Origin of the sequence: Micromonospora sp. NPDC051141, from assembly GCF_044455765.1 — a bacterium.
In the GTDB taxonomy this organism is placed as follows: domain Bacteria; phylum Actinomycetota; class Actinomycetes; order Mycobacteriales; family Micromonosporaceae; genus Micromonospora.
Window position 1 is genome coordinate 210,772 of sequence record NZ_JBITFD010000012.1, and the last position, 19,826, is coordinate 230,597.

18 protein-coding genes are annotated in these 19,826 nt (G+C 71.6%); 12 read left to right on the forward strand and 6 right to left on the reverse strand.

Translation table 11 applies throughout. From position 1 onward, the window contains the following. The first annotated feature begins 93 nt into the window (after window positions 1-93). The 5 genes from ACIA6B_RS23115 (at window position 94) to ACIA6B_RS23135 (ending at window position 5,988) form a co-directional block, all read left to right on the forward strand. Window positions 94-1,413: an ABC transporter substrate-binding protein gene (locus ACIA6B_RS23115; RefSeq protein ID WP_396776185.1), complete on the forward strand. Its 1,320-nt coding sequence runs from the start codon at window positions 94-96 to the stop codon at window positions 1,411-1,413. A gap of 121 nt (window positions 1,414-1,534) precedes the next feature. Continuing rightward, a complete protein-coding gene (locus ACIA6B_RS23120; RefSeq protein WP_281935213.1) occupies window positions 1,535-2,512 on the forward strand; it encodes a carbohydrate ABC transporter permease in 978 nt (325 codons plus the stop codon). A gap of 10 nt (window positions 2,513-2,522) precedes the next feature. Then, window positions 2,523-3,425, forward strand: coding sequence for a carbohydrate ABC transporter permease (locus tag ACIA6B_RS23125; protein ID WP_396776187.1), 903 nt, complete (start codon window positions 2,523-2,525; stop codon window positions 3,423-3,425). Continuing rightward, window positions 3,422-4,855 carry a GH1 family beta-glucosidase gene (locus ACIA6B_RS23130; protein ID WP_396776189.1) on the forward strand — a complete coding sequence of 478 codons (1,434 nt, stop codon included), beginning with the start codon at window positions 3,422-3,424 and terminating at the stop codon, window positions 4,853-4,855. Before ACIA6B_RS23125 ends, ACIA6B_RS23130 begins: the two co-directional genes overlap by 4 nt. Window positions 4,856-4,941: 86 nt before the next feature. Continuing rightward, window positions 4,942-5,988 carry a LacI family DNA-binding transcriptional regulator gene (locus ACIA6B_RS23135; protein WP_396776191.1) on the forward strand — a complete coding sequence of 349 codons (1,047 nt, stop codon included), beginning with the start codon at window positions 4,942-4,944 and terminating at the stop codon, window positions 5,986-5,988. Window positions 5,989-6,183: 195 nt separating this feature from the next. On the opposite strand, the gene ACIA6B_RS23140 is transcribed toward ACIA6B_RS23135, so the two are convergent. Both ACIA6B_RS23140 and ACIA6B_RS23145 read right to left on the reverse strand, forming a co-directional pair. Then, a complete protein-coding gene (locus tag ACIA6B_RS23140) occupies window positions 6,184-7,395 on the reverse strand; it encodes an acyl-CoA dehydrogenase family protein (protein ID WP_396776193.1) in 1,212 nt (403 codons plus the stop codon). Next, a complete protein-coding gene (locus ACIA6B_RS23145) occupies window positions 7,395-8,468 on the reverse strand; it encodes a phosphotransferase family protein (protein ID WP_396776195.1) in 1,074 nt (357 codons plus the stop codon). The genes ACIA6B_RS23140 and ACIA6B_RS23145 overlap by 1 nt, the downstream gene beginning before the upstream one ends. Window positions 8,469-8,616: 148 nt before the next feature. Here ACIA6B_RS23145 and ACIA6B_RS23150 point away from each other — a divergent pair, with 148 nt between their 5' ends. Then, a complete protein-coding gene (locus tag ACIA6B_RS23150) occupies window positions 8,617-9,321 on the forward strand; it encodes an amino acid-binding protein (protein WP_396776197.1) in 705 nt (234 codons plus the stop codon). A gap of 81 nt (window positions 9,322-9,402) precedes the next feature. Further along, window positions 9,403-10,530, forward strand: a complete 1,128-nt coding sequence (locus ACIA6B_RS23155) for a GNAT family N-acetyltransferase (RefSeq protein ID WP_396776199.1) — start codon at window positions 9,403-9,405, stop codon at window positions 10,528-10,530. Between the two features lie 826 nt (window positions 10,531-11,356). Here the strand turns inward: ACIA6B_RS23155 and ACIA6B_RS23160 are convergent. Both ACIA6B_RS23160 and ACIA6B_RS23165 read right to left on the reverse strand, forming a co-directional pair. Then, window positions 11,357-11,551 (reverse strand): DUF397 domain-containing protein, encoded by a 195-nt coding sequence (locus ACIA6B_RS23160; RefSeq protein ID WP_396776201.1) that lies wholly within the window; start codon window positions 11,549-11,551, stop codon window positions 11,357-11,359. Beyond that, window positions 11,539-12,348, reverse strand: coding sequence for a helix-turn-helix transcriptional regulator (locus ACIA6B_RS23165; protein ID WP_396776203.1), 810 nt, complete (start codon window positions 12,346-12,348; stop codon window positions 11,539-11,541). Before ACIA6B_RS23165 ends, ACIA6B_RS23160 begins: the two co-directional genes overlap by 13 nt. 231 nt (window positions 12,349-12,579) lie before the next feature. Between ACIA6B_RS23165 and ACIA6B_RS23170 the strand changes: the two genes are divergently transcribed. The 5 genes from ACIA6B_RS23170 (at window position 12,580) to ACIA6B_RS23190 (ending at window position 18,998) form a co-directional block, all read left to right on the forward strand. Then, window positions 12,580-12,720, forward strand: a complete 141-nt coding sequence (locus ACIA6B_RS23170; protein ID WP_396776205.1) for a hypothetical protein — start codon at window positions 12,580-12,582, stop codon at window positions 12,718-12,720. Further along, complete coding sequence (locus ACIA6B_RS23175; protein WP_396776206.1) at window positions 12,717-13,010, forward strand: hypothetical protein; 294 nt, start codon at window positions 12,717-12,719, stop codon at window positions 13,008-13,010. The genes ACIA6B_RS23170 and ACIA6B_RS23175 overlap by 4 nt, the downstream gene beginning before the upstream one ends. Further along, the gene (locus tag ACIA6B_RS23180; protein ID WP_396776208.1) at window positions 13,010-13,267 is read left to right on the forward strand and encodes a flavin reductase; all 258 of its coding nucleotides are present in this window, start codon (window positions 13,010-13,012) and stop codon (window positions 13,265-13,267) included. The genes ACIA6B_RS23175 and ACIA6B_RS23180 overlap by 1 nt, the downstream gene beginning before the upstream one ends. 197 nt (window positions 13,268-13,464) lie before the next feature. Next, a complete protein-coding gene (locus ACIA6B_RS23185) occupies window positions 13,465-16,347 on the forward strand; it encodes a glycoside hydrolase family 9 protein (RefSeq protein WP_396776210.1) in 2,883 nt (960 codons plus the stop codon). A gap of 200 nt (window positions 16,348-16,547) precedes the next feature. Further along, complete coding sequence (locus ACIA6B_RS23190; RefSeq protein ID WP_396776212.1) at window positions 16,548-18,998, forward strand: non-reducing end alpha-L-arabinofuranosidase family hydrolase; 2,451 nt, start codon at window positions 16,548-16,550, stop codon at window positions 18,996-18,998. Window positions 18,999-19,071: 73 nt separating this feature from the next. Here the strand turns inward: ACIA6B_RS23190 and ACIA6B_RS23195 are convergent, their stop codons facing one another. Together ACIA6B_RS23195 and ACIA6B_RS23200 are read right to left on the reverse strand one after the other, a co-directional pair. Beyond that, window positions 19,072-19,578, reverse strand: a complete 507-nt coding sequence (locus tag ACIA6B_RS23195; protein WP_396776250.1) for a GNAT family N-acetyltransferase — start codon at window positions 19,576-19,578, stop codon at window positions 19,072-19,074. Window positions 19,579-19,582: 4 nt separating this feature from the next. Continuing rightward, entirely contained in the window at window positions 19,583-19,765 is a 183-nt protein-coding gene (locus ACIA6B_RS23200) for a hypothetical protein (protein WP_281936254.1), read from the reverse strand. Window positions 19,766-19,826: the final 61 nt, after the last annotated feature.

Consider the following 19,826-nt stretch of genomic DNA (forward strand, 5'->3'; position numbering starts at 1 on the left):
TGTGAATCTCTTTCCTGCCCGCTCCGGCCCAGCGCCAAACGCAACCCCCCACCACAGATATCTCGCCTCACCACCGAAAAGAGGGGTCTGAAGATGAGCGTCCCGATTCACCGTCGGCGCTTCGCGGCCATCGCACTCGCGTCCGCCATGGTGCTTGCCGGCGCCACGGCCTGCGGCAACGACGACGACTCGTCCGGCGGCGGGGACAGCGGCGGCCCGGTCACCCTGGTCGTCGACGTCTTCGGCGACCAGGGCTTCGGCTACGAAGACCTGTACAAGCAGTACGAAGCCGAGCACACCAACGTCAAGATCCAGGAGCGCGGCAAGGGCCTCGGGCTCGGCGACTACAACACCCGCCTGACCCAGCAGATCACCGCCGGCTCGGGCGCCGGTGACGTGGTGGCCCTCGAAGAGGGCACGATCGTCCAGTTCTACGCGCAGGCCGACAAGTTCGTGAACCTGGCCGACCACGGCGCGAACGACCTCAAGGGCAACTTCCTGCCGTGGAAGTGGGAGCAGGGCACCACCCCCGACGGCAAGGTGCTGGGCCTCGGCACCGACGTCGGCTCGATGGCGCTGTGCTACCGCAGCGACCTGTTCAAGGCCGCCGGCCTGCCCACCGACCGCGAGCAGGTCGGCGCGCTCTGGCCCACCTGGGACAAGTTCATCGAGGCCGGCCAGAAGTTCGCCGCCGCCGACAAGAAGCACAAGTTCGTCGACTCGGCGACCAACTTCTACAACGTGGTGCTGATGCAGATCGCGGGCCAGGGCACCGGCTACACGTACTACGACAAGAGCAACAAGCTGGTCATCGACCAGAACCCGGACGTGCAGGCCGCGTACCAGCTCACCACCAAGATGATCGCCGCCGGGCTGTCGAACAACCTGCAGTCCTTCTCCAACGAGTGGAACGCCGGTTTCAAGAACGGCACCTTCGCCACCATCGCCTGCCCGGCGTGGATGACCGGTGTGATCAAGGGCCAGGCCGGCGACGCGGCGGCCGGCAAGTGGGACATCGCCAAGGCCCCCGGCGCGGGCGGCAACTGGGGCGGCTCCTTCCTCGGCGTGCCGAAGTCGAGCAAGCACCAGAAGGAGGCCGCGGAGCTGGCCAAGTTCCTGACCAGCGCCAAGGGTCAGATCGGCGCGTACAAGGCGGTCGGCAACCTGCCGTCGAACCCGCAGGCGCTCACCGACCCGGCCGTGGCCGACTCGACCAACGACTACTTCAGCAAGGCCCCGGTCGGCAAGATCTTCGCCGCCGGCGCCACCGACCTGAAGCCGGTCTACCTCGGCCCGAAGAACAACGCGGTCCGCACCGCCGTGGAGAACACGCTGCGCGCCGTGGAGCAGGGCAAGTCCGCCGACGAGCAGTGGCAGGCGGCCTTGAAGAACGGTGCGGCCGCCGGTAAGTGATCCGGCTGAGCCGCTCGCGGGTGGCGTCGGCAGCCCCGTGCTGCCGGCGCCACCCGCGGTGCCCGCAGAGCCCGGCGCCGCCCGTGAGGCGGGCGACGCCGGCCGAGGAGAAGGACTCCTGATGAGCCTCGACCTGCACGCCACGGCGCCGCCCGAGCCCCGCCCGCCGCGCGCCCGCACCTCGCACCGCCGCGCCAGCTCGGCCACCAAGCTGGACCTGAAGTACTCGCCCTACCTGTACGTCCTGCCGTTCTTCCTGCTCTTCGCCGTGTTCAGCGCGTACCCGATCGTGTACACGGTCTGGATCGCGTTGACCGACCGGTCCCCGCTCAACGCGACGATCTCCTTCGTCGGGCTGGACAACTTCGTCGAACTGCTCACCGACGACCCGCAGTTCTGGAACGCGGTGGTGAACACGTTCGGCATGTTCGTGCTCTCCACCGTGCCCCAGCTGATGCTGGCGCTTATGCTGGCCAACGCGCTGAACCGGAAGCTGCGCGCGCAGACCTTCTTCCGGATGGCCATCGCGATGCCGATCATCACCTCGACCGCGGTGGTCGCGCTGATCTTCTCGATGATCTACGCCAAGGACTTCGGCCTGATCAACTGGCTGCTCGACGCCGTCGGCCTGGACCCGATCGACTGGCGGGCGAACCGCTTCGCCTCCTGGTTCGCCATCTCCACCATGGTCGACTGGCGGTGGGTCGGTTACAACGCGCTGATCTACCTGGCCGCCATGCAGTCGATCAGCAAGGACATGTACGAGGCCGCCGCGCTCGACGGGGCGTCCCGGCGCCGCCAGTTCTGGTCGATCACGGTCCCGCAGCTGCGCCCCACGATCATCTTCACGCTGATCATCTCGACCATCGGCGGGCTCCAGCTCTTCACCGAGCCGCTGCTGTTCACCAGCGGCTCCGGCGGCCTCTCCGGCGGCTCCGAGGGCCAGTTCCAGACCATCACGATGTACCTGCTCGACGTGATGAACCAGCGCTTCCGGTGGGGTTACGCCGGGGCGGTCGCGCTCGTGCTCTTCGTGCTCATCGCACTGATGTCGACGGTCAACTACCTGCTGGCCCGTCGCATCAGCTCCGACAAGTGAAGGTGACGAGATGACGACCACCACACTCCGTCCGCCCACCCGGCCGCCCGCGCCCGCCAAGGTCAAGGCCACCCACCAGGCCGAGCGGCTCTTCAAAGCCAGTCCGCTCACCTGGTTCGGGCTGGTCCTCGGCGTGTTCCTGTCGCTGTTCCCGTTCTACTGGATGATCGTCATCGCCTCGCGGACCAACGACGCGGCCAACTCCTGGCCGCCGCCGTTCCTGCCCGGCGGCAAGCTCGGCGAGAACATCGAGCGGGTGCTGGCCAACGGCGACGCCAACGTCGTCAAGGGCCTGATGAACTCGTTCCTGGTCTCCGGGACGATCACCATCGCCACGGTGTTCTTCGGCTCGCTGGCCGGCTTCGCGTTCGCCAAGCTCCGCTTCCGGGGCAAGAACGCGCTGCTGCTGATCATCCTCGCCTCGATGATGGTGCCGATCCAGCTCGGTGTGCTCCCGCTCTACATCCTGATGGCGAAGCTCGACTGGCTGAACACCATGCCGTCGGTCACCGTGCCCTTCCTCATCGGCGGCTTCGGGATCTTCATGATGCGCCAGTACGCCGAGCAGGCGGTCCCGAACGAGCTGATCGAGGCCGCCCGGGTGGACGGCTGTTCGACCTGGCGGGTGTACTGGCACGTGGTGATGCCCGCCCTGCGGCCCGCCGCCGCGGTGCTCGGCCTGCTCACCTTCATGGAGCAGTGGAACCAGTTCTTCTGGCCGTTCGTGGTGCTGGCCGACCCGTCCAACCCCACCGTCCAGATCTCGCTCCGTAGCCTCAACACCGCCTACTTCGCCGACAACTCGCAGATCTTCGCCGGTACGTTGATCGCGACCCTGCCCCTGTTCATCGTGTTCGTTCTGTTCGGCCGCCAGATCATCGGCGGCATCATGGAAGGCGCCGTCAAGTCGTGAGCAACCCAGCCAGCCCGCCCGCCGTCGGCGTTCTCGACGAGGGCCCGGCCGTCACCTTCCCGCCCGGCTTCCTCTGGGGCGCGGCGACCGCCGCGTACCAGATCGAGGGCGCCGCGGCGGAGGGCGGCCGTACGCCGTCGATCTGGGACACCTTCAGCCACACCGAGGGTCGGACGGTGGCCGGGCACACCGGCGACGTGGCCTGTGACCACTACCACCGGATGTCGGACGACGTGCGGCTGATGGCCGACCTGGGACTGCGGTCCTACCGCTTCTCCGTCTCCTGGCCCCGGGTCCAGCCGGGCGGCGCCGGCGGGGTCAACCAGGAGGGGATGGACTTCTACCACCGCCTGGTCGACGAGCTGCTCGGGCACGGCATCGAGCCGTGGGTGACGCTCTACCACTGGGACCTGCCCCAGCCGCTGGAGGACGCCGGCGGCTGGCCGGCCCGGGACACCGCCGGCCGGTTCGCGGAATACTCGGCGCTGGTCGCCGACGCGCTCGGCGACCGGGTGAAGTACTTCACCACGCTGAACGAGCCGTGGTGCTCGGCGTTCCTCGGCTACGGCTCCGGCGTGCACGCGCCGGGCCGGTCGAACGGCGCGGACGCGGTCCGGGCCGGGCACCACCTGATGCTCGGGCACGGCCTGGCCGTGCAGGCGGTGCGGGCGTCCCGCCCGCAGGCGGAGCTCGGCATCACGGTGAACCTCTACCCGGTCACCCCGGCCACCGGGTCGGCGGCGGACGCCGACGCGGCCCGCCGCATCGACGCGCTGGCCAACCGCTTCTTCCTGGACCCGGTGCTGCGCGGCGCGTACCCGGCCGATCTGGTCGCCGACCTGCGGAGCGTCACCGACTTCGGGCACGTCCGCGACGGCGACCTGGCCACCATCTCCACGCCGTTGGACATGGTCGGGGTCAACTACTACAGCCGGCACGTGGTCGCCGCGCCGGTCGAGGGCGGGGAGCCGGAGCCCTACTGGCGGGCGCCGTCCTGCTGGCCGGGCAGCGAGGACGTCCGGTTCGTCACCCGGGGCGTGCCGGTGACCGACATGGACTGGGAGATCGACGCCCCGGGCCTGACCGAGACGCTGGAGCGGGTCCACCGGGAGTACACCGACCTGCCGCTCTACGTCACCGAGAACGGCTCGGCGTTCGTCGACACGCTGGCCGACGGGCGGGTCGACGACCCGGACCGGCTGGCCTACTTCGCCGCGCACCTGCGCGCGGCGCACGCCGCGATCGAGGCCGGGGTGCCGCTGAAGGGCTACTTCGCCTGGTCACTGATGGACAACTTCGAGTGGGCCTGGGGCTACACGAAGCGGTTCGGCATGGTCTATGTCGACTACGACAGCCAGGCCCGGATCGCGAAGTCCAGCGCCAGGTGGTACGCCGACGTGATCCGACGCAACGGCCTGGCCGCACAATAAGCTGGGCCAGCCAGTTACGGGTGGTGCCCGGCGCCGGGGCCTCAACCGGTGCCGGGCCCGCCCGACCGTCGGAGGAGCACAAGACGATGACAACGCAGCGCACCCGCTCGCTCGGGCGCCCGACCCTCGACGCGGTCGCGGCCCGCGCCGGCGTCGGGCGCGGCACGGTCTCCCGCGTGGTCAACGGCTCGCCGCAGGTCAGTCCGGAGGCCCGGGCGGCCGTCCAGCAGGCCATCGCCGAGCTGGGCTACGTGCCGAACCGGGCCGCCCGGGCGCTGGTCACCCAGCGGACCGACTCGGTGGCCCTGGTGGTCTCCGAGTCGGGGGAGCGCGTCTTCACCGAGCCGTTCTTCGCCGCGATCGTCCGGGGCGTCAGCTCCGGGCTGGTGGAGACGCCGATGCAGCTCTGGCTGGCGATGGTGCAGTCGCCGATCGAGCGGGAACGGGTCGAGCACCACCTGACCAACCAGCACGTGGACGGCGTACTGCTGCTGTCCCTGCACGACTCGGACCCACTGCCCACGCTGCTGGAGGAGCGCGGCCTGCCGGCGGTGCTCGGCGGCCGGCCGGCCCGGATGCTGCACCCGAACGCCCAGCCGGCGTGGTTCGTCGACGTGGACAACGTCGGCGGCGCCCGGCAGGCGGTGGAGCACTTGTTCGCCCGGGGGCGGCGGCGGGTCGCCACCATCGCCGGCCCGCAGGACATGGGCGCCGGCCTGGCCCGGCTCTCCGGCTACCGGGAGGCGGTGCGCGCCGCCGGGGGCGTGGTCGAGAACGGCCTGATCGCGTACGGGGACTTCAGCGAGGGCAGCGGCACGGCCGCCATGCGTCGGCTGCTGGACTCCTGCCCGGATCTGGACGCCGTCTTCGTCGCCTCCGACCTGATGGCCTTCGGCGCGTTGCGCGCGCTGCGGGAGGCGGGTCGCCGGGTGCCCGAGGACGTGGCGGTGATCGGCTTCGACGACGCCCCGATCGCCCGTCAGGCCGAGCCGCCGCTGACCACGGTGTTCCAGCCGGTGGAGGAGATGGGCCGGCAGATGGCCCGCCTCCTGGTCTCCCGCATCCGCGGCGACGACGTCCCCTCCCCGCACGTCCTCCTGAACACCGAGCTGATCCACCGCGCCTCCGCCTGACGCACCCCCACCCACCCCCCACCCCCACCCCCACCCCCACCCACCCGCACGATCCGCGCTGATTCACGGAAAGAGTGGTCATTCCGCGTGCGATGACCACTCTTTCCGTGAATCAGCGGGCGTGGGGAGGGGGTGGGGTGGTGGGGGAGGGGAGGGAGTGGGGTGGGGTGGGGGTGGGTCAGGGGCGGGGGTGGGTCAGGACCAGCGGCGGAGTTCGCGGCGGGCGAGGGACGCGCGGTGGACCTCGTCGGGGCCGTCGGCCAGGCGCAGCGTGCGGGCCTGGGCCCAGAGCGCGGCGAGCGGGGTGTCCTGGCTGACGCCGGCCCCGCCGTACGCCTGGATCGCCTTGTCGATCACCCACTCGGCCATCGCCGGGGTAGCGATCTTGATGGCCTGGATCTCGGTGTGCGCGCCCTTGTTGCCCACGGTGTCCATCAGCCAGGCGGTCTTGAGCACCAGCAGTCGGGCCTGCTCGATCCGGACCCGGGACTCGGCGATCCACTCCCGCACCACGCCCTGCTCGGCGAGCGGGCGGCCGAACGCCACCCGGTCCAGGGCGCGGCGGCAGAGCAGCTCCAGCGCCCGTTCGGCCATGCCGACCAGCCGCATGCAGTGGTGGATCCGCCCCGGACCGAGCCGCGCCTGGGCGATGGCGAAGCCGGTGCCCTCGGCACCGACCAGGTTCTCCACCGGCACCCGGACACCCGTGAAGTCGATCTCGGCGTGCCCGCCGTGCGGGGCGTCGGAGTAGCCGAAGACGGTCATCCCGCGGCGTACCGTCACGCCCGGGGTGTCCCGGGGGACCAGGATCATGCTCTGCTGGCGGTGCCGGTCGGCGTCCGGGTCGGTCTTGCCCATCACGATGAAGATCTCGCAGCGCGGGTCCATCGCCCCGGACGACCACCACTTGCGGCCGTCGACCACGTAGTGGTCGCCGTCGCGGGTGATCCGGGTGGCGATGTTCGTCGCGTCGGAGGAGGCGACCTCCGGCTCGGTCATGCAGAAGGCGGACCGGATCGTGCCGTCCAGCAGCGGCGCGAGCCAGCGCTCCCGCTGCGCGTCGGAGCCGAACTCGGCCAGCAGCTCCATGTTGCCGGTGTCCGGCGCGGCGCAGTTCAGCGCCTCCGGGGCCAGGTGCGGGCTGTGGCCGGTCAGCTCGGCCAGCGGCGCGTACTGGAGGTTGGTCAGGCCGGCGCCGTAGCGCGCGTCCGGCAGGAACAGGTTCCACAGGCCCCGGGCCTTGGCCTCGGCCTTCAGCTCGGCCATCACCGGCGGTCGGGCCCACGGGTCGCCGGCGGCGAGCACCTGCTCGTGGTGCACCGGCTCGGCCGGGTAGACGCACTCGGTGAGGAACGCCTCCAACCGCTGCCGCAGCTCGACCGTGCGGTCGTCGTACGCGAACTCCATCACTTCTCCCTCACCGCGTGCAGACCGTGCGCGACCAGCGGCGCCACCATCTCGCCGATCCGGTCGAAACCCTCGCCCAGCGTCTGCCCGAGGGTGTGCCGGTAGTGGATGCCCTCGCAGATCACCGCCAGCTTGAAACAGCCGAGCGCCACGTGCCAGTGCAACGGGCCGACGTCGACGTCGCTGCGGCCGGCGTAGCGGTCGATCAGCTCGGCGCCGGTGGGGAAGCCGGCCCGGGGACCGATGCCGTCGGCCACCGGGTTGCCCTCGGCGTGGTCGCTGTCGCCCAGCACGTCCCAGTAGGTCAGCAGCAGGCCGAGGTCGGCCAGCGGGTCACCCAGCGTGGCCATCTCCCAGTCGAGCACCGCCCGCACCGTCACCGGGTCGACGGCGGCGAGCAAATTGTCCAGCCGGTAGTCGCCGTGCACGATCCGGCCCGCGTTCGCGCCCTCCGGCACGCTGCCGGCCAGCGCGTCGCGCAGCTCGTCGATGCCGGGCAGCGGGCGGCTACGGGAACGGTCGAGCTGCCCGGCCCAGCGCCGGACCTGCCGGGCCAGGTAACCCTCGGGGCGGCCGAAGTCGGCCAACCCGACCTCGGCCGGCTCCACCCGGTGCAGCGTGGCGAGCGTGTCCATCATCGCCATGGCGAGGTCACGCCGCTGGCCGGCGGTGAGCGCGTCGGTCTGCTCGCGCCGCCGGTAGACCTCGCCGTCGACGTGGGCCATCAGGTAGAACGGCGCGCCGATGACGCTCTCGTCGGCGCAGAGCAGCAGCGCCTCGGGGACCGGCACGCCGGTCGGGGCCAGCGCCGAGATCACCCGGTGTTCCCGGGCCATGTCGTGCGCGGTGGCCAGCACGTGCCCGAGCGGGGGCCGGCGCAGCACCACCTCGCGGTCGCCGGCGCGCAGCAGGTAGGTCAGGTTGGACTTGCCGCCGGCGATCAGCCGCGCGGAGAGCGGCCCGGCCAGCTCGGGCCGGTGGGTGGCCAGGTGGGCGGCGAGTCGGTCGAGGTCGAGCCCGCGCGGGGCCGGACCGGTCGGTGGCCGGGGGGCGTCGACGGCCGGATCGGTCATCCGGATAGTCGACGGCAGCTCAGCTTTGTTGTCAAGGTCGGATTTTCCCGGCGGGACATGCCGCGGCAACGGGGACGAAACGGCCGGCCGGCAGGCTGGGAACAGCCTGCCGGCCACGCGCCGGCCCGCCGAGCGGAGGGGATCAGACATGCTGCTGAGAGTTCGGGTGACCCTGCCCGACCGACCGGGCACGCTCGGCCAGGTGGCCCGGACACTCGGTGTCTCCGGGGCGGACATCGTCCAGGTGGTGGTCCTGGAGCGGCTCGGTGGGCGGGCGGTCGACGACTTCACCGTGGTCTGGCCGGGCGCGGCGCGGGTGGAACGGCTGCTCGCCGGGCTGGCCGCGATCCCCGGCGTCCGGGTGGACGGGGTGTGGCGGGCGATCGGCACGCCGACCACCACCGGTCAGGACGCGGAGCTGCTGGCCCAGGTGGCGGCGAACCCGATCGACGGCGTGGCCACCCTGGTCGACGCCGTGCCCGGCCTGCTCGCCGCGGACTGGGCGGTGGCCGCCGTGGTGCCGCTGGACTGGGCCGCGCGTCCCGGTGGGGCCGGCTCGGCCACGGTCGGGCACGCGAGCTGGCGGACCCCGACGCCGCCCCGGTTGCCCGAGGTGACCCCGCTGCGCGCCCGCGCGCTGACCAGCCCGGAGGGGCACCACTACGCGGTGGCGCCGTTCGGCCGGGCCGGGCTGGTGCTGGTGGTCTCCCGCGACCACGGCGAGCCACTCTCGGCCGCCGCGTTCCACGCCACCGAGGTGGACCGGCTCGCCCAACTCGTCCGCGCCAGCGCGGTGATCCTCGGTGACCGGCTGGACCTGGTGGGCGCGCCGCCGGTGACCACCGTCACCTGACCCGGTGGCGGGGTGTCACCCCGGGGCAACGGGCACGCAACAGGCGACCGGCATGGTCGGTGGTGAGGAAGGGAGACAACCATGGCGCTGTGGCGGATCCGAGCCACCGTGGACGACCGGCCGGGTTACCTGTCGGTGCTCACGGCGAGCCTCGCGTTGCGCGGGGTCAACATCCTCACCGTGCAGGTGCACACCACCGAGGTCGGCGCCGTCGACGACTTCCTGGTCGACGCGCCCGAGCAGATCACCGAGGCCGACCTGCGGGCCGCGGTCGAGCGGGGCCGGGGGCGGGACTGCTGGGTGGCCCGCAGCGAGGCGCGTGGGCTGGCCGACGAGCCGACCCGGGTGCTCGGTCTGGCCGGTCGGCTGCTCCGCGATCCGGAGGGCCCCGGCGCGGCGCTGCGGACGCTGCTGGGTGCCGACGCGGTGACCTGGCGTCCGACGTCCACCGCCGCGCCGGGCGGCGTGGGCGGCACCACGATGCTGCTCGCCGACCCGGCGGGCGGCGCCTACGAGCTGCGCCGTCGGGAGCCGAGCTTCACCCCGGCCGAGTACGCCCGGGCGCAGGCCCTGGTCGAGCTGGCGGCGACGCTGGACCGCCGGGACACCCACCGGGTCACGCTGGTGCTGCCGGACGGCGGGGAGGTGTCGGTGCGCCCGGCCACCGCCGACGACGTGCCGGCCGTACGCGAACTGCACGTCGGTTGTTCGGAGCGGAGCCGGCAGCGGCGCTACCTGAGCGGCGCGTACCCGTCGCCGGCCCGGCTGCGTCGGCTGCTCGAACCGGCGCGGGGGGTGACCCTGCTCGCCACGGCGGGCTCCGGCGGGGCGGCGGAGCCGGTCGTGGCGATGGCCAACCTGCTCGGCGAGGGCGACGAGGCCGAGGCGGCGCTGCTGGTCCGGGACGACTGGCAGCGGCGGGGCCTCGGCTCGGCGCTGCTGCGTCGGCTGCTCGGGCACGCCGGCCGGGCCGGTTGCGCAGCGGTGCTGCTGCACGTGCAGGCGGAGAACACGCCGATGTTGCGGACGCTGCGCCGGCTGGACCGGCCGGTGACGCTGGAGCGCGACGGCGGCGTGCTGACCGCGACGTTGCCGCTGACCCCCGCCGGCCGGGTGGGCGTGCCGGCCGGCCGAGGGCCGGAAGCCGTCCGACCGGCGTGGCCCGGCCGGGACGTCGTGGCGGGCCTGCCGGCGCAGCGGCCGGGTTAGAGCTGACGGCAGCCCGGCCGGGTCCACTCGGCGAGCCGCAACGGCGCGGCACGTCGACGGGGCCCGGCGGGGAGCCGACACCGGCGCCGATGCGGCGCCACCCTGACCGACCTCCGATGCGGGGGACGGTGACACGAACGGGGCCTCCGGTGCGGGGGCCCCGTTCGTGTCCCCGGCGGGCAGGTAGCTGACGTTTCGTCCGCCGCTACCTGCCCGCCGAGAAGACGCCGCCAGCCACCAGGCTCGGCGGATGCCGACGTCGGCGTCCGCCTGACATGGCAGAGCGCCCCAGGCCGTACGGGTCCGGGGCGCTCTCGGAGCCGGTTCGGTCAGCCGCGCTCGGCAACCTGGGGTCATGTTGTCCATGTCTTCCTTGATCACGCCTGCGGGGGCTCCGCTGGGCGGACAAGCGGTGGGACAGAGAGGTGATCATGAAGTTGGCGGCGTCAACGGAGATCAACACCGCCGTCAACCTCATGATCACCCGCTCGACTCGGAAGTGCGGCGGGCTCAAGTTGAGGGCTTCGTCGATCATGGACTTGTGGTGCCAGGAAATGTCCGATCCGGTGTGAAATCGGATGTGCCACAAGTCCAAGATCGGCAGAGGTTCGCCGCTTCCTGAAGTATGTCGGGGTCAGCCGGGATGAATGCTTCTGGCAGCCCGGATTGGGTGCCAGCGGACAGCGGCACGCGATTGAATATGGGGCTGCTCCGCGCAGGTCATCAGGTGCTCGACCTGCTCGGCCATCACGCCGGAGCACCGCAGGCCCGGCGGCAGGGCGCCCCGGGCCGCACGGGTCCGGGGCCGCTCTCGGGGCCGGTTCGGTCAGCCGCGCTCGGCGATCTGGGCGACGAACGCCCGCCAGGACGCCGGCTCGAAGGCGAGCGTCGGGCCGGTCGAGTCCTTCGAGTCCCGTACGCCGACGACGCCGGGAAGATTGTCGGCGACCTCCACGCAGGCCCCACCGTTGGTGGACGAGCGGGACGACTTCCGCCAATGAGCACCCGTCATGTTGTCCATGTCTTCGCCGCCTCCTTGAGTATGTCGAGTGTCTGCCCGAGCGGGAGGGCTTCGCCCCGAACCGCGTCCCACGACAATCCCAGGCCAACAACTGGATCCGGCTGACCTGCGATCTGCGCTGCCAACTGATTGTCGACGTAGCCGGCCCGCGATCCGTCGGGTAGGTCAGCCAGGATGAACGCTCCGGCCAGCCCGGAGTAGATGCCAGCGGACAGCGGCACGATACGCAACTGAATATGGGGCTGCTCCGCGCAGGTCATCAGGTACTCGACCTGCTCGGCCATCACATCAGCACCACCGCAGGCCCGGCGGACGACCATCTCGTCCAGAACCACGAAGAGCTGTGGAGCTGGCACGCGGTCGAGGACATTTTGCCGCTCCAACCTCGCCGACACGCGCTGGTCAAGCTCCGGCAGCGGCACTCGCGCCGCGCGGAATGTCGCCTGCGCGTACGCCTCGGTCTGAAGAAGGCCGGGCACGAAGGCGTGTTCGTACCAGCGAAGCGCCGTCGCTTCGCGTTCAATCTCGATCCACTCGCGGAGCCATACCGGCGCAGCATCGCCCTTGACCAGCTCTTCCCAGAGCGTCGCGAAGTACCCACCCGTCGTCAACGCCTCATCTACGGCGGCAAGGAACGGCAACGTCGGCGGCTTCGTGCCTGTCTCGATCGCACTCACCTGCGAGTCCGAGCAGAAGATCCGCTCGCCCAGTTGGGCCTGGGTCAGCCCGGCGGCCGTGCGCCGCCGCCGTAGCTCGCGTAGTAGGTACTCAGACGGCGAGATTCCCACGGCTTCCACGCCCTTCCGCAATGCTCCACGCATTTCTTCGGGAACCCGCGTCCGGCCCCCACACTCCGCGATCAGGCAATCACTATTCCGGGCGTAAGGGGTGTGCGTCCAGGGTGGAAGGACAGACGGCGCGGCCGGCAGGGACCCCGAGACCCGGCGACCGTGTCAGTCAGGGGACCGCCTCGGCCGGCAGGCGTCAGCGCGGGGCGGTCCTCTTCCATTTCCACCCGAGAGGAGGGCGTGTCCGTGCCCGAGGAGAAGCCGACCCCCAACCCGCAGCCGACCCCGCCGCCGGTCCGGCCGCACCGCGTTCCGTCGTCGCGCTGGCTGTCGTCGCCGGCCGCGACGACGCTCTTCCCGCGACCGGGCGAGAACCGGTGACCGCGCCGCGCCGCCGCCGGCCGGAGGTGCCCGCGCTGCGCGCTGGCGACGTCCTGCACCTGACCGGGGAGGCGTCGCCGCAGTTCGCCCGGCCGATCACGGTCCGGCTGATCCGGGTGCTGGACTGGACGACGTACGACGGTTGGTTGTGGGCCGACGTCTACCAGCTCGGCCCGGACGGCAACGCGACCGCCCGCCGGTCTCTGTTCCTGCGGTGGGGCGGAGTGCGCGTGCTGACCCCGCCGCCGCCGGTGTCGCAGCGCCGCCCGCGCGTCGGCGCTCTCGTGTGATGGCCCGCCGCCCCGGCCCCGCCGACCACGTCCCGTCGCGGCCCACCTGGCGCTGCCGCGCCTGCGGGGTGGCCTGGCCGTGCTCGACGGCGAAACTGAACCTCCTCGCGCGCTACCGCGAGCGGAAGGCCGAGCTGCGGGTATACCTCCTGGCCCTGCGGGGGACCGCGGCCGAGGAGCTGGCCGAACTGGACGGCGGCCGGTGCCCGGCGGACCTCGAAGACCGCTTCACCGCCTGGGCCGAGCTCCGCGGCTGACCTTCCGACCGACCCGCCTCGCTCCCGGCCGTCTTCCCAAACCGGCGGCGGCGAGATTACATTGTCAACCATCCATGGGAGCGCTCCCGCGCCTCCACGGTCCACCCCACCACCACCGCCGCACGGCGGCCGACCGGCAGCGTTCTTTCGCCGCGTCGTGCCGCCGTGCGGCAGCCCATCGCCCACAGGAGCTCGCCATGCCCCGACCGACCCCGCCGCCGCGCGGTCGCCCGTCCCGCCGGCTGCTCGCGGCCGGCGCCGCGCTGGTGGCCGCGTTGGCCACCACCGTGCCGCTGCCGGCCGCCGCCGCGCCGGCTGCCGCGTCCGCCCCGACCGCGCAGGCCGCGGCCACGTACAACTACGCCGAGGCGTTGCAGAAGTCGCTGTTCTTCTACGAGGCGCAGCAGTCCGGCCGCAAGCCGTCCTGGAACCGGGTCTCCTGGCGGGGCGACTCGGCGTTGACCGACGGCGCCGACGTCGGCGTCGACCTGACCGGCGGCTGGTACGACGCCGGCGACCACGTGAAGTTCGGCTTCCCGATGGCGTTCAGCACCACCATGCTGGCCTGGGGCGCGGTCGAGTACCGGGACGGTTACGTCGCCTCCGGCCAGCTCACCCACCTGCTGAACAACCTGCGCTTCGTCAACGACTACTTCGTCAAGGCGCACCCCGCGCCGAACGTCCTCTACGGCCAGGTCGGCAAGGGCGACGACGACCACAAGTGGTGGGGGCCGGCCGAGGTGCTGCCGATGGCGCGGCCCGCGTACAAGATCGACGCGAGCTGCGGTGGCGCGGACCTGGCCGGCGAGACGGCGGCGGCGATGGCCGCCTCGTCGATGGTGTTCCGCCCCACCGACGCCGCCTACGCGGACAAGCTGCTGGGCCACGCCAAGCAGCTCTACACGTTCGCCGACACGGTGCGGAAGTCGTACAGCGAGTGCATCACCGACGCGGCGTCGTTCTACAAGTCCTGGAGCGGCTACCAGGACGAGCTGGTCTGGGGCGCGACGTGGCTGTACCGGGCCACCGGCGACGCGACCTACCTGGCCAAGGCGGAGAGCGAGTACGACAAGCTCGGCACCGAGCCGCAGTCCACCACCCGCTCCTACAAGTGGACGATCGCCTGGGACAACAAGCAGTTCGGCGCGTACGTGCTGCTGGCCAACCTGACCGGCAAGCAGAAGTACGTCGACGACGCGAACCGCTGGTTGGACTACTGGACCGTGGGCGTCAACGGGCAGAAGGTGCCGTACTCGCCGGGCGGGATGGCGGTGCTCGACTCGTGGGGCGCGCTGCGCTACGCCGCCAACACCGCGTTCGCCGCGCTTGTCTACAGCGACAAGACCACCGACGCGACGCGTAAGGCGCGCTACCACGACTTCGCGGTCCGGCAGGTCAACTACGCGCTCGGCGACAACCCGCGCAACTCCAGCTACCTGATCGGGTTCGGGACCAACTCCCCGAAGAACCCGCACCACCGCACCGCGCACGGTTCCTGGTGGGACAGCCAGACGGTGCCGGTCGAGACCCGGCACGTGCTCTACGGCGCGCTGGTCGGCGGCCCGTCGGCGGCCAACGACGCGTACACCGACAGCCGGTCGGACTACGTGATGAACGAGGTGGCCACCGACTACAACGCCGGCTTCACCTCCGCGCTGGCCCGGCTGACGAACGAGTACGGCGGCAGCCCGCGCGCCGGCTTCCCGACCGCCGAGACGCCGGACATGGACGAGCTGACCGTGGAGACCACGGTGATGCAGGCCGAGCCGCGGGCCACCGGGCTCAAGGCGATCATCTACAACAAGTCGGCGTTCCCGGCCCGCGCGCTGACCACCGGAAAGTTCCGGTACTACTTCCGGCCCGACGGCACCGGCCCGGTGACCGTCACGCCCGGCTACACCCAGGGCTGCCCGTCGCCGTCGACGGCGAAGCAGTTCTCCGGCGACATCTGGTACGTCGAGGTCGACTGCACCGGCTACACCATCGCGCCGGCCGGGCAGTCGCAGCACCGGATGGAGGTGCAGTTCAAGATCGGTGTGCCGGAGGGCGGCACCTGGGACCCGACGAACGACCCGTCGTACCAGGCAACCGCCGGGCCGAACCGTAAGGTGCCGCTCTACTCCGGCGGCGTGCGGGTGTGGGGCGACGAGCCCGGCCCGGCCACTCCGGACACCACCGCGCCGACCGCCCCCGGCACCCCGGTCGCCTCCGGCGTCACGGCCACCGGCCTGACGCTGACCTGGGCCGCCGCCACCGACACCGGCGGCAGCGGCCTGGCCGGCTACGAGGTGACCCGGACCTCGGCCGGCGCCGACCCGGTCGTCACCGCGGCCACCGGCGCCACGCTCGCCGTCAGCGGGTTGACGCCGGAGCGGACGTACCAGTTCACCGTGCGCGCGGTCGACGGCGCCGGCAACCGGTCGGTGGCCTCGGCGGCGCTGGCCGTCACCACGCCGGCCGCCCCGGCGCCGGACACCACGCCGCCGACCGCGCCCGGCACGCCCACCGCGTCGGCGGTCGGCCCGACCGGGCTCACCCTGACCTGGGGTCCGGCCACCGACGCGGTCGGGGTCACCGGGTACCGGGTCTACCGGGGCGGGACCGTGCTGGTCGGCTCCACCACCGGCACCACGCTGGCGGTGACCGGGCTGACCGCCTCCACCGCGTACACGTTCACCGTGGTCGCGGTGGACGCGGCCGGCAACGTCTCGCCGGCCTCGCCCGGCGTCACGGTCACCACCACGGCCGCGCCGACCGGCGGCGGCTGCGCGGTGACCTGGACGGCGAACACCTGGGACACCGGGTTCACCGCGAACGTCACGGTCACCAACACCGGCACCAGCGCGATCAACGGTTGGACGCTCGCCTTCACGTTCCCGAGCACCGGGCAGAAGGTCGGGCAGGGGTGGTCGGCGAACGTCACCCAGAGCGGCACGGCGGTGACCGCCTCGAACCTCGCCTACAACGGGACGCTGGCGGCGGGGGCGTCGACGAGCTTCGGCTTCAACGGCACCCACACCGGCACGAACCCGAGGCCGACCGGCTTCACGCTCAACGGGAGCGCCTGCACCGTCTCCTGACCACCGGTCCGGCGTGCGCGGTCGGTCATCACATGTGGTGACCGACCGTGCACGCGGTCCGGAAATCTACCGAAACTTTTCCGAAACATATTGTCCGCCCGCTCGGTCGATGAAAACATCGAAGGAATTAGATACCTCAACCTTGACGTCCAGTCGTCCCCGCCCAGACGGCTCGGGTGTTGGCCAGTAAGGAGGCCACGGTGGCAATGAGCCCATCCGCTGCTCGCGGCGGGACCCGACGGCGGCGGTCGCCCGCCGTCCGAGCGCTGCTCGCCGGAGCGGTCAGCGTCGTGACGGTGGCCGCGGTCGCGGTGATGATGCCGTCGGCGAACGCCGCGGCGAGCACGCTCGGCGCGGCCGCCGCGCAGTCGGGCCGGTACTTCGGCACGGCGATCGCGGCCGGCCGGCTCGGTGACTCGACGTACAGCACGATCGCGGCGCGTGAGTTCAACATGATCACGGCCGAGAACGAGATGAAGCCGGACGCGACGGAGCCGAACCAGAACCAGTTCAACTTCAACTCCGGCGACCAGATCTACAACTGGGCCACCCAGCGCGGCCTGAAGGTGCGCGGTCACACGCTGGCCTGGCACGCCCAGCAACCGGGCTGGATGCAGCGGTTGAGCGGCAGCGCGCTGCGCAGCGCGATGATCAACCACATCAACGGGGTGATGGCCCACTACAAGGGCAAGCTCGCCGCGTGGGACGTGGTGAACGAGGCGTTCAACGAGGACGGCAGCCGCCGCAGCTCGAACCTCCAGGGCACCGGCAACGACTGGATCGAGGTGGCGTTCCGCACCGCGCGGGCGGCCGACCCGTCGGTGAAGCTCTGTTACAACGACTACAACATCGAGAACTGGTCGTACGGCAAGACGCAGGGCGTCTACCGGATGATCCAGGACTTCAAGTCCCGGGGCGTGCCGATCGACTGCGTCGGTCTCCAGACCCACTTCACCGGCGGCAGCTCGCTGCCGAGCAACTTCCAGACCACGCTGTCCAGCTTCGCGGCGCTCGGCGTGGACGTGGCGCTCACCGAGGCCGACGTCACCAACGCCTCCACCAGCCAGTACGCCGGCCTGACCCAGGCCTGCATGAACGTGCCGCGCTGCATCGGCATCACGGTGTGGGGCGTGCGCGACAGCGACTCGTGGCGCTCCGGTGAGAGCCCGCTGCTCTTCGACGGCAGCGGCAACAAGAAGGCCGCGTACACCTCGGTCCTCAACGCGCTCAACGCGGCGGCCCCGACCACCTCGCCGACCGCGACGCCGACCTCCGGGCCAACCACCCCGCCGCCGTCCGGTGGCAGCGGCCGGATCGTCGGCGTGCAGTCGGGCCGGTGCGTCGACGTGCCCAACGCCACGCAGACCAACGGCACCCGGGTCCAGCTCTACGACTGCAACGGTCAGTCGAACCAGCAGTGGACCTACACCAGCAGCAAGCAGCTGATGGTGTACGGAAGCAAGTGCCTCGACGCGAACGGCGCGGGCACCGCGAACGGCACCGGCATCATCATCTACGACTGCAACGGTCAGCCGAACCAGCAGTGGAACATCAACTCCAACGGCACCATCAGCGGCGTGCAGTCCGGCCGCTGCCTGGACGTCTGGGGCACCGGCAACGGCCAGCAGATCCAGCTCTACGACTGCCACGGGCAGACCAACCAGCAGTGGCGGACCGACTTCGGCACCACCACGCCGCCGCCGACCACGCCGCCGCCCACCACCACGCCGCCGCCGAGCGGCTGCGCGCTGCCGTCGTCCTACCGCTGGTCGTCGACCGGCGCGCTGGCGAACCCGGCGAACGGCTGGGTCTCGGTCAAGGACTTCACCAACGTGGTCTACAACGGCAAGCACCTGGTCTACGCGTCGAACGTCAACGGCAGCGGACAGTACGGCTCGATGAACTTCGGCCTGTTCACCAACTGGTCCGACATGGCCTCGGCCAGCCAGACCGGGATGAGCCAGGGCACGGTGGCGCCCACGCTGCTCTACTTCGCCCCGAAGAACATCTGGGTGCTGGCGTACCAGTGGGGCCCGACGTCGTTCAGCTACAAGACGTCCAGTGACCCGACCAACGCCAACGGCTGGTCCGCGGCGCAGACGCTCTCCACCGCGACCCTCCCCGACGCCCCGTACGGCGTCATCGACCAGACGCTCATCGGCGACGACCAGAACATGTACCTCTTCTTCGCCGGGGACAACGGCAAGATCTACCGGTCGAGCATGCCGCTCGGGAACTTCCCGGGCAGCTTCGGTTCGAGCTACACGACGGTCATGACCGACTCGACGAACAACCTGTTCGAGGGCGTCGAGGTCTACAAGGTGCAGGGCCAGAACCAGTACCTGATGCTCGTCGAGGCGATCGGCAGCCAGGGGCAGCGCTACTTCCGCTCGTTCACGGCCACCAGCCTGGGCGGTTCGTGGACCCCGAACGCGGCCACCGAGAGCAACCCGTTCGCGGGCAAGGCCAACAGCGGCGCGACGTGGACCAACGACATCAGCCACGGTGACCTGGTCCGCAACAACCCCGACCAGACCAAGACCGTCGACGCGTGCAACCTCCAGTTGCTGTACCAGGGCAAGAACCCCAGCGCGAGCGGCGACTACAACCTGCTGCCGTGGCGGCCGGGTGTGTTGACCCTGCAACGCTGACGGATCGCTGACCACCGGGGCGTGCCCGGCACCGTGCGGTGCCGGGCACGTCCGTCGGTGTGGCGCCGCCGGCTCAGTCGGCCAGGTCGTCGGCGAGCAGGTCCATCAGCAGGGCGTCGTGCCAGCGCCCGTCGGCGCCCCGCTCGTAGCGCCGCATGATGCCCACCGGCCGGAAACCCACCTTCGCGTACGCCCGGATCGCGGCCGTGTTCGCCGCCGCCGGGTCGATGGTGAAGCGGTGGTGGCCGTACTCGTCGGCCAGGTGCCGGGCCAGCGTCCGGATCGCGTCCCCGCCCAGCCCGGCGCCGCGTGCCTCCGGGTCGAGGAAGATGTCCAGGCTGGCATGGCGGTAGTCGGGGTCGGTCTCCGCGTACCACTGGATCGCGCCGACCAGCCGGCCCTCGTGCTCGATCACGAAGACGGCCAGCGCGTCGTCGGCCAGGTCGGCGCGGACCGCCTCGGCCAGGTCGTCGCCGCCCCGCCACCAGCGGCGCACCTCCGGGGTGGCGCGGATCGCGGCCAGCGCGACCACATCGGCGTCCGTCGCCGGCCGCAGCGTCACCGTCCGCCCGCGCAGCATCGCGTCAGCCCCGCCGCTCGCCGTGCTCGACACAGACCGCCGACCATCCGGCCGGCACGACCTGCACCTTCATCCGCCGGCGGCAGGACGCGCACCAGCGCGGCGGCTCCCACGCCCGCGCCGCCGCGCAGGCCGGGTGCGGGCCGGCGGCCACCGACTCGCCGCACCGGTCACACCAGCGCGTCACCGCGCCGGCGTCGTCGGCCGTGTCGGCGCGGTGGGCCGTGCCGGCGCGGTGGGCCGCGTCG

Coding starts and splice junctions, on each gene's coding strand:
- ACIA6B_RS23115 (WP_396776185.1), top strand. CDS start 94: ATGAGCGTCCCGATTCACCGTCGGCGCTTCGCGGCCATCGCACTCGCG.
- ACIA6B_RS23120 (WP_281935213.1), top strand. CDS start 1,535: ATGAGCCTCGACCTGCACGCCACGGCGCCGCCCGAGCCCCGCCCGCCG.
- ACIA6B_RS23125 (WP_396776187.1), top strand. CDS start 2,523: ATGACGACCACCACACTCCGTCCGCCCACCCGGCCGCCCGCGCCCGCC.
- ACIA6B_RS23135 (WP_396776191.1), top strand. CDS start 4,942: ATGACAACGCAGCGCACCCGCTCGCTCGGGCGCCCGACCCTCGACGCG.
- ACIA6B_RS23140 (WP_396776193.1), bottom strand. CDS start 7,395: ATGGAGTTCGCGTACGACGACCGCACGGTCGAGCTGCGGCAGCGGTTG.
- ACIA6B_RS23145 (WP_396776195.1), bottom strand. CDS start 8,468: ATGACCGATCCGGCCGTCGACGCCCCCCGGCCACCGACCGGTCCGGCC.
- ACIA6B_RS23150 (WP_396776197.1), top strand. CDS start 8,617: ATGCTGCTGAGAGTTCGGGTGACCCTGCCCGACCGACCGGGCACGCTC.
- ACIA6B_RS23155 (WP_396776199.1), top strand. CDS start 9,403: ATGGCGCTGTGGCGGATCCGAGCCACCGTGGACGACCGGCCGGGTTAC.
- ACIA6B_RS23160 (WP_396776201.1), bottom strand. CDS start 11,551: ATGGACAACATGACGGGTGCTCATTGGCGGAAGTCGTCCCGCTCGTCC.
- ACIA6B_RS23180 (WP_396776208.1), top strand. CDS start 13,010: ATGGCCCGCCGCCCCGGCCCCGCCGACCACGTCCCGTCGCGGCCCACC.
- ACIA6B_RS23185 (WP_396776210.1), top strand. CDS start 13,465: ATGCCCCGACCGACCCCGCCGCCGCGCGGTCGCCCGTCCCGCCGGCTG.
- ACIA6B_RS23195 (WP_396776250.1), bottom strand. CDS start 19,578: ATGCTGCGCGGGCGGACGGTGACGCTGCGGCCGGCGACGGACGCCGAT.